The sequence below is a fragment of the Maridesulfovibrio sp. FT414 genome (assembly GCF_050916235.1).
Classification (GTDB): domain Bacteria; phylum Desulfobacterota; class Desulfovibrionia; order Desulfovibrionales; family Desulfovibrionaceae; genus Maridesulfovibrio.
In genome coordinates this window covers 2,730,208-2,745,013 of record NZ_CP104854.1, presented here as the reverse complement: position 1 = coordinate 2,745,013, position 14,806 = coordinate 2,730,208, and the positions used below count along the sequence as shown (strand labels likewise).

Annotated in this window: 15 protein-coding genes; 14 read left to right on the top strand and 1 reads right to left on the bottom strand. The window is 52.4% G+C overall.

Annotated elements, in window-relative coordinates:
• Positions 1 to 15: 15 nt before the first annotated feature.
• From N7E73_RS12155 to N7E73_RS12090, 14 genes are all read left to right on the top strand, one after another.
• The gene (locus tag N7E73_RS12155) at positions 16 to 534 is read left to right on the top strand and encodes a nitroreductase family protein (protein WP_432735028.1); all 519 of its coding nucleotides are present in this window, start codon (positions 16 to 18) and stop codon (positions 532 to 534) included.
• Positions 534 to 1,163 carry an MBL fold metallo-hydrolase gene (locus tag N7E73_RS12150; RefSeq protein WP_432735027.1) on the top strand — a complete coding sequence of 210 codons (630 nt, stop codon included), beginning with the start codon at positions 534 to 536 and terminating at the stop codon, positions 1,161 to 1,163. Before N7E73_RS12155 ends, N7E73_RS12150 begins: the two co-directional genes overlap by 1 nt.
• 333 nt (positions 1,164 to 1,496) lie before the next feature.
• Entirely contained in the window at positions 1,497 to 1,628 is a 132-nt protein-coding gene (locus tag N7E73_RS12145) for a hypothetical protein (RefSeq protein ID WP_432735026.1), read from the top strand.
• A 6-nt stretch (positions 1,629 to 1,634) separates the two neighbouring features.
• Positions 1,635 to 2,246, top strand: a complete 612-nt coding sequence (locus tag N7E73_RS12140; RefSeq protein ID WP_432735025.1) for a flavodoxin family protein — start codon at positions 1,635 to 1,637, stop codon at positions 2,244 to 2,246.
• Positions 2,236 to 2,619, top strand: a complete 384-nt coding sequence (locus N7E73_RS12135; RefSeq protein WP_432735024.1) for a response regulator — start codon at positions 2,236 to 2,238, stop codon at positions 2,617 to 2,619. Before N7E73_RS12140 ends, N7E73_RS12135 begins: the two co-directional genes overlap by 11 nt.
• On the top strand, positions 2,616 to 3,308 hold the full coding sequence (locus tag N7E73_RS12130) for a ComF family protein (RefSeq protein ID WP_432735023.1): 693 nt from the start codon (positions 2,616 to 2,618) through the stop codon (positions 3,306 to 3,308). The genes N7E73_RS12135 and N7E73_RS12130 overlap by 4 nt, the downstream gene beginning before the upstream one ends.
• A gap of 379 nt (positions 3,309 to 3,687) precedes the next feature.
• Positions 3,688 to 6,798, top strand: coding sequence for a DUF5714 domain-containing protein (locus N7E73_RS12125; protein ID WP_432735022.1), 3,111 nt, complete (start codon positions 3,688 to 3,690; stop codon positions 6,796 to 6,798).
• 69 nt (positions 6,799 to 6,867) lie between these two features.
• Positions 6,868 to 7,179, top strand: coding sequence for a 50S ribosomal protein L21 (gene rplU / locus N7E73_RS12120; RefSeq protein WP_432735020.1), 312 nt, complete (start codon positions 6,868 to 6,870; stop codon positions 7,177 to 7,179).
• A gap of 33 nt (positions 7,180 to 7,212) precedes the next feature.
• The gene (gene rpmA / locus N7E73_RS12115; RefSeq protein WP_432735019.1) at positions 7,213 to 7,482 is read left to right on the top strand and encodes a 50S ribosomal protein L27; all 270 of its coding nucleotides are present in this window, start codon (positions 7,213 to 7,215) and stop codon (positions 7,480 to 7,482) included.
• A gap of 291 nt (positions 7,483 to 7,773) precedes the next feature.
• On the top strand, positions 7,774 to 8,823 hold the full coding sequence (gene obgE, locus N7E73_RS12110; RefSeq protein WP_432735017.1) for a GTPase ObgE: 1,050 nt from the start codon (positions 7,774 to 7,776) through the stop codon (positions 8,821 to 8,823).
• A complete protein-coding gene (gene proB / locus N7E73_RS12105) occupies positions 8,798 to 9,940 on the top strand; it encodes a glutamate 5-kinase (RefSeq protein ID WP_432735015.1) in 1,143 nt (380 codons plus the stop codon). Before obgE ends, proB begins: the two co-directional genes overlap by 26 nt.
• 302 nt (positions 9,941 to 10,242) lie before the next feature.
• Positions 10,243 to 11,514 carry a hypothetical protein gene (locus tag N7E73_RS12100; protein WP_432735013.1) on the top strand — a complete coding sequence of 424 codons (1,272 nt, stop codon included), beginning with the start codon at positions 10,243 to 10,245 and terminating at the stop codon, positions 11,512 to 11,514.
• A 20-nt stretch (positions 11,515 to 11,534) separates the two neighbouring features.
• Positions 11,535 to 12,734: a hypothetical protein gene (locus tag N7E73_RS12095; RefSeq protein ID WP_432735012.1), complete on the top strand. Its 1,200-nt coding sequence runs from the start codon at positions 11,535 to 11,537 to the stop codon at positions 12,732 to 12,734.
• 95 nt (positions 12,735 to 12,829) lie between these two features.
• A complete protein-coding gene (locus N7E73_RS12090) occupies positions 12,830 to 13,972 on the top strand; it encodes a hypothetical protein (RefSeq protein WP_432735011.1) in 1,143 nt (380 codons plus the stop codon).
• An 8-nt stretch (positions 13,973 to 13,980) separates the two neighbouring features.
• Here N7E73_RS12090 and N7E73_RS12085 read toward each other — a convergent pair whose 3' ends face one another.
• Positions 13,981 to 14,679, bottom strand: coding sequence for a potassium channel family protein (locus tag N7E73_RS12085; protein ID WP_432735010.1), 699 nt, complete (start codon positions 14,677 to 14,679; stop codon positions 13,981 to 13,983).
• Between the last annotated feature and the right edge of the window lie 127 nt (positions 14,680 to 14,806).

The following is a 14,806-nucleotide window of genomic DNA, read 5'->3' as shown; positions in this document are numbered from 1 at the left end:
GGAGAGCATTAGACCATGACCAAATCAAATCCGATCCTTGAGGCCCTGAAGGATAGACGCTCCATACGGAAATTCACTGCTGCGGAAGTCACCCGGGAAGACCTGACCGCCATATTGGAATCCGGACGCTGGGCCCCCAGCGGACTTAACAACCAGCCGTGGAAATTTCTGGTAATCCGCAGTGAAGATCCTCGTGTTGAAGAACTTGCCAACTGCACCAAATATGGACACATTGTGCGCGGTGCAAAAGTGCTGATCTGCCTTTTCCTGGAAAAGGACAAGATTTACAGCATGATGAAGGACCATCAGGCCGCAGGCGGATGCATCCAGAACATGATGCTGGCCGCCCATTCGCTGGGACTGGGAACTGTCTGGCTCGGCGAGATAATCAATCAGGAAAAGCAGGTTCTGGACGTCCTGAAACTTGCTGAAGACAAATACGAACTGCAGGCTGTGATCGCCGCCGGTCACCCGGCCCAGAAAGGCAGCTCCAAACGCAAGGAGCTTTCAGAGCTGATGCTGGAGGAATATTGATGAGTGAAATAAAAATATACCCTCTTGGGCCGCTTCAGACCAACTGCTATGTTGTCGTCAACAAAGGCAGGGCACTGGTGATTGATCCCGGAGGAGACCCCGCAGCCCCCATGGGTTATCTTAAGAGCAGCGGGGTGGAGCTGGACTGCATCCTGAACACCCACCTCCACTTCGACCACATCTACGGCAACCGGGCTCTTGCCGATGCCAGCGGCAAAAACATCTATGCCTCGGATGACGATCTGGTGCTCATGGATACCGAAGTCGGCCGCGGCGGACTGATGGGTTTTCCCACGGTAACCCCGTTTGAAAGCAACAACATTGCCGCCGGAGAGACCGAACTTATCGGGCTAAAGTGCCGTGTGCTGGCCACCCCCGGACACACCCCGGGCAGCCTGACCTTCTACTTCCCGGAACTGCAGGCCGCTTTTGTGGGTGATGCCCTCTTCCGCCGCTCCATAGGCAGGACGGATTTTCCCTACGGCAACACAGAGCAACTGCTGTCTTCCATAAAAGAACAGATCTTTACCCTGCCGGAAAACACTGTTGTGTATTCCGGACACGGCCCGGAAACCAGTGTGGGGGATGAAAAGAACCACAACCCGTTCTTCAGCGGAATGCAGATTTAGACCGGATAGCCTGCCGGCTTTTTCATCCCCCGCTGTTTTTACAGCGGGGGATTTTTAGTTTATCCTGAGTGCAGTGAACCAGTCGGCAGCACAAACTGTCCAAAAGAGGAATATATCAACTCCAGCGGACCTGTTGACGCTGCCACAATGGGAATTAAGACATTTTAATTTTGCTCCCGGAACATTAAACAAAATCATCCGGAGGCAAATTAAAGGACGGGTTTGGGAATGGAAAAAGACAAGATAGTCGACGTACGCAACAAGTGCTGAGGCGTAGGACTGGAGGTAGGTTGGTACCTCCGTTTTGCGAAGACAAATCAGGTTATCGCCCTTGTGGACAAAAACACGGTAGCCCAGCTATATCATCAACTGGAAATCCTGCCGGAATGGAACCTGCTGACCTATCAGGAAGAGGACCATGTCCGGGCCGAATTCAACAGGATTACCCCATTGAAAAAAGAATAAGGAATAATGATGCACCAACTCCCGGTAATTTTCGCCTGCAGTCATCAACGGGGCGGTAACAGTGACCATGCCGCAGTCCTGTTCCGTGAGGGCATGCGCAAGGCCGGGGGAGACGCGGAAACAGTCATGCTCGGCGACCTGGATTTCAACCACTGTACAGGCTGCCTGAAATGCCGCAAAACAGAGAATCACCGCTGCATGTTTGCAAAAAAGGATGGTGCACAGGTGCTGTTTGAAAAGATCATGCACGCACCGTTCACATTCTTTTCCTCGCCCATCTATTTCTACCATCTGCCCTCGCGCCTGAAAACCTTCATCGACCGTGGACAGTGGGGTTTTGAAGCCATGAACGCATCTTCAGAGCTTATAACCTCACTACCGGAGCGGCCCGCTTATGCGTGTCTGGTAGCAGGACGTCCCAAAGGAGAGAATCTGTTCGAAGGAGGACTTCTAACCCTCAAATTCTTTCTCAGATTCTTCAAGGCCGACCTGCAACCGGCCCTGACCTTCAGAGGGATAGACAATCCACAGGACCTGAAGAACGATCCTGACAAATGCCGTCAGCTTATCACAGCCGGTGCAGAAGCATGGCAAAGGAGTCTCACTCATGAGCGTTGATATTTCCTCCATGAAAATTCTGGTTGCCGATGACTCCCGCCCGATAAGACTGGTGATGAAAACCTACATCAGCCAGTTGGGTATAGAAGCCGAGTTTGCCGAAACCGGCGATGAGGCATACGAAAAACTGAACTCCGCCGGTTACGATCTGGTGATTCTGGATATTCATATGCCCGGAATGAGCGGAATGGAAATAATCAGTAAGATGCGTGAAAAAGGGATGAAAACACCGACCATGGCCATGACCGCGGAAGACGATTCCCCGCTTCTGGCCCAATGCCTTGAGGCCGGTTTCAATTCATTCCTTCTGAAGCCGATCCTCAAAGAAGAACTCTTTCACATCATCCTGAAAACACACAAGAACATAAAATGATGTTCGCAGAGACCCTTTCACATTTTTCTCCGGGAAAAATCTGCGACTGCCTGATGCTACTTTTCAGGCACAGACGCTGCCCGAAATGCGGACAGGTGCATACGCAGGAAAGCATTCTTTGCGAACAGTGCCTCAAAGACATAGTGCAGAAAAAACATCAGGGACCGGATGCGGACTGCACCCACTTCCATTTCAGCAGAATACACTACTACGGCCTGTACAGCGGAATCCTGAAAGAACTGATCCGGGACTGGAAATTCAACAACAGGACTGAATTCAGTTCGGCATTCAGGCCCATGCTCGCCTCGCTGGGCAAAGAGCTGGATGACTTTCGGCCTGACATTCTTGTCCCTGTTCCACTGCACCCTTCACGGCTGCGCATGCGCGGCTTCAACCAGAGCCTTGTGCTGGCTGAACATGTAGCGAAGAGCAGCGGAATTCCGCTTGCAGCGCATGGACTCAGACGCACCCGCAAGACTATCCCCCAGAGCGCCCTGAACGGAACCGAACGCAGAGAGAATCTGCTGCAGGCCTTTTCCGCAGACAACGCCCGTGTGGCCGGGAAAAAAGTGCTGCTGGTGGACGACGTGTTCACCACCGGATCAACTGCCGATGAATGCGCCCGGACCCTGCTGGAAGCCGGGGCAACCGATGTCGAAGTAATGGTACTGGCAAGAGCCTTGCTATGAACACCAGCCATGGAATAGCTTCGGCTGTGGCATCTGTTTGTGTTGAAATTATATTAAATGCCCCGGGGGTCGCCGCTTTGAAGAGCGAACTGTCATTGAAATATTCAAAGCAGTACACGGTGTTGATATTTTTCAACTCCTAACGAGGACAGAGCCTTTGCAAAAGGGTTTGTTCCACTGTCGCCATCTCTAAGACTCGCGGAAAGACCGCTCGCCTAAGGGCTGGTGAAACTCTTTCAAAAAAGATTACGACAAATTGTCATACAGCGTGGCGAAGCCTTACTGAAAGGTTTTGAAAAAGGGGAGTCCATAGGGTAAAAAACTTTTGCAAAAGTTTTTTCCCCTATGGCCGCCGGAGGCATCCCAAGGAGAACGTAAATTGTCTTTTGATATAACTGAATGGACCAGACTTGAGCACAGTAATCTTCCTGTATACATCAGACCTGAATCCCCGGACTGGTTTGTACCGACCGCTTCTGGGGACAAAGTCCTCTGTAGAATGCTCGAAAATCCGCAGTGCAGCCTTTCCCTAGAGGACAGGCGTTTCCTGCTGCGGCTGCCCGATGCCGTGCATGGTAAGTATCCCGGACGGGCCGGACTGCTCAAAACCGACCTGCTGCGGGAACTCTGGTTCCACCTGACCGACAACTGCAACATGTCCTGCAGCCACTGCCTGTTCTCCTCCTCCCCGCAGGCAAAACGGGAACTCTCCACTGAGCTGGTGCTGGAATTCACTGAACAGGCTCAGGAACTGGGATGCAGAATGTTTGCCCTTACCGGCGGAGAACCCCTTGTCCACAGCGGCGCGGATGAAATAATCCGCACCATGCTGAAAATCGACGGCAGCCATGTAGCGGTTCTGACCAACGGTCTGGCCGTGCAGAAATTCTTTTCCGGCAAGGATTACGATTTCAACAGGCTGCACCTGCAGATCAGCGTCGACGGGATCGGTACGACCCATGACAGGATCAGGGGCAAAGGCATGTTCGCAGCCCTCGAAAAATCACTTTCATGGCTGTCCTCTGCCGGAATCCCCTTCACATTATCCATGTGCGTTACTGCAGAAAACGTCGGTGAAATGAAGGACGTGGTGGAATTCGCGGCCCGAAAGGGAGCCTCCAACGTCCACTTCATGTGGTATTTCATCCGCGGACGCGGAGATGCGGGACAGTTCGCAAGCATCGACACCATCTACCAACATCTTATGGAGGCGGCCGAGGCAGGGCAACGCGCCGGGGTAACCATCGACAACATCGAAGCCGTTAAAAACATGGTCTTCGCTCCCTGCGGCACCCTGCACGACGGTTCAACAGCCGGGTGGGAATCACTGGCAATAGGTCCAGACTCCATGCTCTACCCTTCAGCCGCCACAGTGGGCATGGAGGAGCTGGGCACGCCTCTTTCAGCCGGACTTGAAAAAGCATGGAAAGAAAGCAGCGTATTGGGGAAACTCCGTTCGTCCACCTGCCGGGGGCAGGAGTCCCCGTTCAGATTTTTCCACGGCGGCGGGGATACCGACCACAGCTACATGCACGGTTCAACCTTCACCGGAGATGATCCGTATCAGGAACTTTACGAAAAAACGGCCCTGCACCTGATCACCGAAAAGGCCGCAGAATCAAGAAGTCACAACACTGCCAGACTGCTGCTCAAAATGGGTGACCGTCTGGACAGATGTTCCGGTCATGGTCCGGTGGCCCTGACCCACACCAACTGCCTGCTCGCCGTTGCCGGGAACGACAGCCTTTCCGTGGTCAAGGATTTCTACACCGCAGCTGCCGACACCGCCAGGGAAGATATCCTTAACCCCGCCTGTTACGACCCGGCTCTAATGGCACACATCCCACCGCAATTCCGCTTCAGGGGTTACGGATGCGGTTCACCGGTCATGGATGCGGACATCAGGCCGGGAGAGCATGTGGTGGACCTCGGCAGCGGCCGTGGAATCGAGTGTTTTATCGCCGCCAGCATGACCGGAAAGGACGGCCGGGTCACCGGGATTGACATGCTCGATCCCATGCTGACCCATGCCCGGAAGGGACAGGCCGGAGTGGCAGCAAATCTCGGATACGACAACATGGATTTCCGCAAGGGTTATCTTGAATCACTGCCCCTTGAGGACGGATGCGCCGATCTGCTGCTGTCCAACTGCGTACTCAACCTCTCGGCGGACAAACGCAGGACTTTCAGTGAAATGTTCCGCATCCTCAAGCCCGGCGGCAGACTGACCGTTTCCGATGTGGTCTGCGAAACAGAACCCGGACCGGAAATCCGCAACAATGACACCCTGCACGGGGAATGCATAGCCGGAGCACTGACCCAGAAAAATCTGATCGGGCTGCTGGAGGAGTCAGGCTTCGGCTCCGTGATCTTAATAAAAAGGTTCCCGTACCGCACTGTTGAAGGACACTCCTTCTATTCACTGACCTTTGCGGCCTTCAAGCCCATGGAAGACGAGATGGTCAAGACCGTGTTCCGCGGTCCCATTGAAACGGCCGTAACTTCCGGCGGGGAAATGCTCATCCCCGGTTCCGTGACCGAACTCCCTAGACGCGAAGCGGACAGGCTTGGAGAACAGGTCTTCGTCATCAACGAAAGCGGAGCGGTAGACAACATTTTCATCGGCGGTTCCTGTTGCTGCCCCACCCCGGATTCCTTCGACAAGACCGGTGACTCCAAAATGAAGGAGCTCAAAGGCAACGAAGGACCGAAGCAGGATATGTCTGCCCTGAAACAGCGTGAAGGCTGCATGGCCTGCGGGTCCGAGCTTGAGTACCTGACCGAATTCCGCAGGATGACCTGCGTTTTCTGCGGGCAGGAACATGAAGCCAATGCCCATTGCCTGAACGGACACTTTGTCTGCGACAGCTGCCACAGCGAGGACGGAATCGGAATTCTGCCCCATCTGCTTAAAAACAGCACCGAAAAAGATATGATTGCCCTGCTGAAAAAAATACGCAGCCACCCGGCCATTCCCATGCACGGCCCAGAACACCATGCACTGGTTCCGGGAATAATTGTTACCGCATACCGCAACAGCGGCGGTGAGGTGGACGACAGGACCATTGAAACGGCCATTTCAAGGGGAGCCAAGGTGGCCGGAGGTTTCTGCGGGTTCATGGGTGTCTGCGGAGCGGCAGTAGGCGTGGGGGCGGCCATGAGTGCTATTCTGGAAGCAACGCCCCTGACGGCGGAAAAAAGATCCATCGCCCAGAAAGGAACTCTCACCGCCCTCGGCTATATAGCAGACATAGAAGCGGCCCGCTGCTGCCAGCGCGATTCATGGCTGGCTCTCAAGGCAGCGGCACAGGTTTCAGAGGAAGTGCTGGGCTTGCGTCTTAAGGCAGATGCGCATATACTGTGCGACCAGATGAAAACAAATAAAGAATGCATGGGCCCTAACTGCCCGGTAATTCGAAATAACAAGGGGAAAGGAAGACCCGCAATCCAGTTACTGAATCCCATGACAGATTCCGTGAAAAAAGTTTGATTACCTACTTGACTTTTACACCCGGATACGCATATCTTCCCCTCTCTTACGTGACGGAGGTAAGTAAAAATGTATGCAATAATTGAGACTGGCGGCAAGCAGTTCCGCGTTGAAGAAGGTCTGGAACTCAATGTCCAGAAAATGGACGCTGAAGCAGGCACAAAAGTCGATCTGGATAAAATTCTTCTCATCGGTCAGGGCGAAGACGTTAAAATCGGTGCTCCTTACGTAGATGGCGCTAAAGTGTCCTGCACTGTAGTTGAACATGGTCGTGACAAAAAGATCATCGTTTTCAAGAAAAGACGCAGACAGGACTCTCAGACCAAACAGGGTCATCGTCAGGACTACACCAGAATCAAGATCGAAGCCATTCAGGCTTAAGCTTGACGACAGAATCTACTAAGGAGGCTCACAATGGCTCATAAGAAAGCGGGCGGTAGCTCGAAAAACGGTCGCGACAGTAATGCCCAAAGACGCGGTGTAAAACGTTTCGGCGGTCAGGAAGTTCTGGCCGGCAACATCCTTGTTCGCCAGGTTGGCACTAAAATCCACGCTGGTAAGAACGTAGGCACCGGAAAAGACTGGACTCTGTTTGCTCTCGTAGACGGTGTTGTAAAGTACGAAAAGTACGTGCGCAAAAACCGTATGAAAACCAGAGTAACCATCGTTCCTGCAGAAGCCTAGAAATCAGGCGAAAGCTTTTCTTCAGGCAGGGGTCGCATTGAATTATGCGTCCCCTGCCTTTTCTTGTATGGCACAACGGCCCTGTTTCAGATACTTTCTGGTAACGCGGCCCCGAATTACATTTCCCCATAACCAGATTCCCAATTTTCCCGGCCCAATCCTCAGGAATTCTTGACATAATTCCCCGTTTTGACCGCCGGAGGCGAAATCATCCGCCAAAAGCGCGCAGCGCACCTGCTCCACCCGGACATGGACCATGGAGAGCCGCCGGAGGCAACAGAGGTATAAATTATGAGATTCATAGACGAAGCAACAATCACAGTACGCTCCGGCAAGGGCGGCAACGGGTGTGTTGCCTTCCGCAGGGAAAGATTCATTCCCCGTGGCGGGCCCAGCGGTGGAGACGGCGGCAAGGGTGGAGACCTCATTTTCAGGGCCAGCTCCAAACTTCTTACCCTGTACGACTTCCGCCTGAAAAGAGTTTACGAAGCCAGCAACGGCCAGCCCGGCATGGGTAGCGACAAATACGGCAAAGCCGCCGGCGACCTCATCGTTGACCTGCCCCTCGGCACTCTTGTCTACGAAGTGGACCGCGAGGACGAGAGCGAAAAGCTTATCGCGGACCTGACTGAAGAAGGCCGTGAAATGGTCATCTGCAAGGGCGGCGACGGAGGCCGTGGAAACATCCACTTCAAGTCCTCCACCAACCAGACTCCGCGCTATGCCGAAGAAGGTTTTCCCGGAGAGGAAAAACGCATCCGCCTGCAGCTCAAGATCATTGCCGATGTAGGCCTGCTTGGACTGCCCAACGCCGGAAAGTCTACCTTTATTTCCAAAATTTCCGCTGCCAAGCCTAAAATTGCCGCCTATCCCTTCACCACCCTGGTTCCCAACCTCGGCGTAGTGGAAGACGATTACGGCCACAAGCTTGTCATTGCCGACATCCCGGGACTTATCGAGGGAGCCAGCGAAGGACAGGGACTCGGACACCGCTTCCTTAAGCATGTGGAGCGCACACGCTTTCTGGTACACATCCTGAGTGCCGAAGACCTGAGCCTGGATAACCCGTTCGAAGGTTTCAACATGCTCAACGAAGAGCTGCGCCTTTTTGACGAAGATCTCGCCGTAAAGACCCAGCTGCGCGTAATCAACAAGATCGATCTGCTTTCCGAAGAAGACCTTGCCGAGCTCAAGGCCAAGGCAGCGGAAGCGGATCAAAAAGTATATTTCATGTCTGCTCTCCACGATGACGGAGTTAAAGACCTCCTCAAAGATATGTGGGACAGATTCAACGCTATGAATCAAGAGGAAGCAGATGAGCAGGACCAGCAACAGGATTGAGACGCTCAACAACGCTAAACGGATTGTAGTCAAGATCGGCAGCGCGGTACTTACCACCTCAGAAGGCATCAACCTCGGGCTGATATGCCGCCTTGCCGACCAGTTGGCCACCCTGCACGAACGCGGGGTGGACATCGTTCTCGTATCTTCAGGGGCGGTTGCCGCCGGACGCCGGTCCATCCCCGGCGGACACAAACTGGACGATCTCCCGGCACGTCAGGCCGCGTCCGCCATCGGCCAGTCCCGCCTGATGCACGAGTACGACGAGACCTTCCGCCGTTTCGGTCTGGTAACCTCACAGGTACTGCTGACCCGCGACGATCTCAGGCACCGCTCCCGCTTCCTCAATGCCCGCAACACCCTTTCGCGGCTCCTTGAATGGCGGGTAATCCCCATCATCAACGAGAACGATACCGTTGCTGTGCAGGAACTGGAATTCGGCGACAACGACACCCTCGCCAGCCTGATTCTCAACGTTGTGGAAGCCGACCTGTTCATCAACCTGACTTCCGCAGCCGGGGTGTACGACAGCAACCCGGACAAGAATCCCGAAGCAAAACCGCTGGCCTGCATTGAGAACATCCACGACCTTGATCTTGACGCCATGTGCGACGGCAAGACCGCGGTAGGTTCCGGGGGCATGTTCTCCAAGATGCGCGCCGCCCACCGCGCAGCCCAGCTCGGTGTGCCGACCCTCATCCTTGCAGGAAAGGAACGCATGATCATTGAGCGGGTCTTCAACGGCGAAGACTGCGGAACCTGGATCGTCCCGGACGAGAAATCCGTTTCCCGCCGCAAGTACTGGCTTGCCTACCACTGCGACCCCGCCGGGGACCTGATCATTGATGCTGGTGCCGAAAAGGCCCTGCTTTCTGGCGGAAAGAGCCTGCTCCCAGCTGGAATTACCGATGTGACCGGGGACTTCAAGGCCGGAGAACTGGTTCGGGTGGTAACGGCTGACGGGAAATCCGTGGCCGTCGGATTGGCCTGTTATAGTGCAGGCGACATGCGCCGCATAATGGGCAGTAAATCCTGTGACATTGAACCCATACTCGGTAAATGTCCCTACCCTGAAGCCATTCACCGCGACAACTTGCTGCTTGACGCGGCCCTGTAGGGTACTTTTTTTGAGAAAAGGCTGAACAGCAGAACCTGCCAGACTTGGACGGATCTATTAACAGCCAATTTTATTTCAACCGAATCCGCATTTGAATGAAGACGGACATGCCGAACTGCATGTCCGTCTTTTTGTTTTTTTCGATAACTGAAGCCGCGATATATCGATTATTTCTATCGTATATTTTTATAAGTACACCTAAAGAAAACCAAAGAAGAAGCCGATTATAGAACGTATACAGGCGACACATTCTGCATGCTCAAAACTCAATGGGACAACACTCTTAACCGGCAGATTCAAACATGATAATCAGCGGACCATCATGGACATCCACCTTCTCCGGTTTCAACCTCTACAGCAAGGGCGAAACCTCAGCCAATCCCCTGACTAAGATGCAGGAGAGGATCGGATCACTTGAGGTCGAAGGCAGACGTAATGAAGCCATGTACTGGGCCCGATTCGACAAGGAACACTTTTCCGCTTCCGCAACCAACCGCGCACCAGACAAGCAGACCCCCAGCGGGCCTCCACCCTTTGATATCGATGCTGAAATCGACAGAGTCGTCAGCAACAGCTCCGAATACCTTGAATACAAAATTTCAATGATCTTCGAGGAAGATAAGGAAAGAATTCTTTCCGGTAATACCGGACAGGACTATAAGTCCCACATTGATAATCTGACGAAAGCCATTGAAAACGAAGACTATGCAGCCGTAAAAAACACTCTGAAAAGCTTTTATGCCGGAGACTCAGACCAGATCATCACCCGGATGAAAGAAACGGTTGCCGACGTTGAAGAGAAATTCTGGAGCGATATTGATAAGGCCCTTGGGCAGATGCGTCAGACTCAAGGTCTGAGTATAAGTGATGGAATAAGAGAACAGAACGGCATTACCGGCCTTGATCTTGTTGATATGGCAATTAAAAAAGCCAGATCAAAATTCAACTCGCTCACGGAGATGGATTTCGGAAGCATTATTGATTCGGCCAAAGACGGTGCTGCGGAATACGCTGCCGCACAGATGAAAGACCCCGGGCAGCGCAACACCAGGGAACTGGCCGAAAGGATTACCGAATCGGCCACTGTGTATGCCAAGCATTTCATACTCAACAGTACAGAGAATACTGACAGGTTCGCAGATCAGGAACAGAATGTAACCGACGAGATCAACAGCAGGAAACATTCTGAACACCCGCGGCATGTGCTTGGAGAGAACATTGATGAACAGCTTTCCCGCAGTTCCGGAGTAGGAATGTTCGAGGAGAGTGAACTTTCAAGGGAATTCTCCAAAAGAGGAAAGGCCGTTGCCGGAGAACTCAAGTCTCTGCTGGACCGCTCGGTAAAGCAGGATTCAACCGCAGCTGTAGAGGAGTTCACAGAACAGGAATTATCCGTGGCAGCACCTGATCTCCCTGCCGATTTTGCAGGAAACGATAATTGGAAAGCATACCGTACAGATATGACTTCTGTCATGTCCTTCGCCATTATTGCCTACAGCGACAAATACAACTCAGCCCGCCAGAGCGCCCGAAGCGGCACAGAAAGCGGAGCATCCTTGAACTACCGGGTGTAACCCGCTTCATGGAGACCTAAATGCGTATCAGCTCAGCAGGACAATCAGCAGTTTACAACTTCGGGCAGGTAGGGGTTGCTGACAACGACACACCGGAATCCTCTCCTGAAGAACTCAAGAAAAATCAGAAGACATTATTGGCCTCATCTGTACGGGAAGAAATTGATGACACGGTAAAGAATGGCAAGAACATTTCCCAGGACCACCTCGACTTCATGGTCGAGAAAGCCATCAATGCTTCCTCCAGGTATCTCCATGACGGGCTGGTTGACATCTTCACCGGCGGCGAAAAACTGCTGGCGGGCAAAAGCGAGCACGAATATGAGCAGCACATCGATGAACTTTCCGAAGCCATAAAAGGACAGGACTACAAAAGAGCGGAGAAGCTCATTGATCGGTTCTTCGGCGGCAGCACGGACAAAATCGTCAGCAGGGTCAAATCTCTGGCATCGGAAGCGGAAAACAAGTTCTGGAAGGGCATCGATGATTCTCTGAAATATCTTGAGGCCAACAAAAACGAATATGATCTGGAATTCAATGGCCGCCTCTATAAGAATATAAGCATAAAGGACATCGCCAGACTCGCGGTTGATCAGGCCAAAGGTGAAGTTGATAAATTCTCGGAGCAGGATTTCTCCGGGCTGATCGGTTCCATCCGTAAGGAAGCCGTCGCCAATGCCAAGGACAACCTCAAAAATGCCGGTCGGAACAGATACTCGGAAGATGCCGCAAGTGTTACCGCCTCGGCAGCAGATTTCTCGCGCAATCTGGTCTTCAATACCGACGACATAAATATCAAGGAAGACGACACGGAGCTGGCCGACATCTACGCTCTCAAAGAGGGCGAAAATATCAATCAGGAACAGATAGATCGAATCAAACACCGCAATACCCGCAAGACCGACACCTTTAGCGGGTACATGCGGGAACGCTCGGACAGATTCAAGGAAGTCTTCGGCGAACTATCACATAAGGCCGTGCTGGTAAAAGAAGCCGAGCAGGAAACCGAAGCCGGGACAGAACAGATTGAACCGGAAAACACAATTTCCACAAATCTGCTGGCAGGATCACAGCAGGCGCAGAGCCTCGTAAGCATCAAGGATTTTGAAGAACTGCAGAATATTGTCCCAGAACAAAAATCCGCGGACAAGAGCAACTCAGACCCGTACGCTGAAAAACAACCCACTGAATCATATTCCAATTTCAAAACAGTGGCCTGACCCTGGAGAAACCTATGATTATCAACTCCTCTTTACGTTCAAACACCAGCAACTTCATATTTAATAATAACAAAAGCGACTCTGCGGACAATTCGATGAAAGCCTACCGGCAGTCCGGGCAGGCAGCAAAGAACTCGGGAATCAGTTCGGATGAAAAGATCACCGTGGTCAACCCGCTTCGCTGGAAAAAGATTGAATACATAATTACGGAAGAAGTCGACAAAAGCGCGGTGGAACTGCAGGAGGGACTTGAAAAGATTTTCCGGCAGGGAAACGAAAATGTTCTGTCCGGCAAATCAGGAGAAGACTACCGGCAGCACATCAAGGAGCTTGCCTCCGCCATTGACGGTCAGGATTATTCCAACGCGGAACGAATCATCGACAGGTTCTTTACAGGCGACAAGGAGAAAGTCATCGGCAGTGTCAAATCGCTTGTGGACTCGGTAAGCGAAAATTTCTGGAACAACCTGCGCGACAATTTCAAAAGGATGGCGGTGACCAAATCGCGTACATTCTACAGGGACGGGGAAAAGCCGGAAGAAGCCCAGCCCTATGTAATGAGGGCAATAGATAAAGCCAAAGCGGCTTCAGCCGACCTTGCCATAGCCCCGGACGACCTTGCCGACAGAGTGACCTCCGCCATATCCTCAGGAGTGGGTGCCTCCAAGAGTTCCCTCTGGAATGCGGGGCAGAACCGCTACTCAGAGACAGCTGAAAGCGTAACTGCTGCAACAGCTCAGAATGCAAAAAACAATATCTTCGGCGGAAATGCAGAAGCTTTTGCGGAAAGCAGCAAGAAAATTGAACAACTCAAAGAGCAGGCCTACGCTTCAGGGGGAGACCCGTCCGATGCAACCGTGGATGAATTCGTCAAAGAAACCAAGCGCAGGGACGACGCCTTTTCGCAATACCTGAGCAAAGGCGGCGAGGAGTACCTCAATGCCCTCAAGCAGGAACTCGGTGATCTCAAACTCGCCAGCAGATATGACACAACCTACGGAGAGGAATTCGGCTACCTGAACAACTCCGAAAATACCGCACCGCCCGTACTTGATTCAAAAGACTATCCCCCGGTTGAGCTGACCATGAAAATGGCCGACCCCGCAGAACAGATGGAGCTGTATTCACCAATTAAGGCCAAAGAATATTACGGCAATACAGAGACGGAAGCTGTCCGCACTGTTTTCGATTTCCAAAAGGAAAAAGAGGATGAAACAGGAGTAGACCGTAAAATCTAGGATACGCCTCAACCGTTTCCGGAATCATCTCCGGTACTGCCGTTTTTCTGGGAAAGGAATTTACCAAGTATTCCGGCAATGAAGACTGCAAGGTACATCTGCCCGAACAGTCCCTGCAGTATGGCAAGCGACCGGGCCATGAGCGAGACCGGAATCACATCTCCATATCCTACAGTAAGCATGGTCACATAGCTGAAATAGGTAAGCGCCCCACGTATGGCAAACACACTGCTATTAATGTCTATCCCTGCAAACGAACCCTCACGGAATATTTCACACAGAGAATAGGCATCCGCCCAGGCCAACCCGGTCAGCAGGTAGATGCAGACCGCACCGGCTATGAGGTCGCGCGTAACAGTTGCCTGCCGGGACATGAACCGCTGAATTCCCCATATGGCAATACAGAGCATAAACATGTCCGCAGCCTCACTTCCGGCCAGCCACTCCAGAGACCTGGTCCTGAAAAAGAGGATCGAACTGACCAGAGAGACCCCATACAACCCGAAATAGGCATAGAGCTTGGCCCTGTTCCCGACTATTGCGGCCATGGCAGAAAGCAGAACCAGATATGTGTAGAAATACATAATCTGCTGCAGAAACAGGGAATCACCGGCTATGGGGCTGATGAAAATCTGGACCACCAGAAACCCGAGCAGGACCGTAAACTTTGAAGGACTGTATTTGAAAACGCGGTATAATCTGAACATGAGCCATTATTAAACGACAACCGGATGCAATTCCATATCTTTTTATCAATCCATCCTGCCAGCCCGGCAAAAAGGTAGGTTCCGCAGTCAGTTTGGCAAAAACCACTGCTATCGAGAAAGAGTCAGT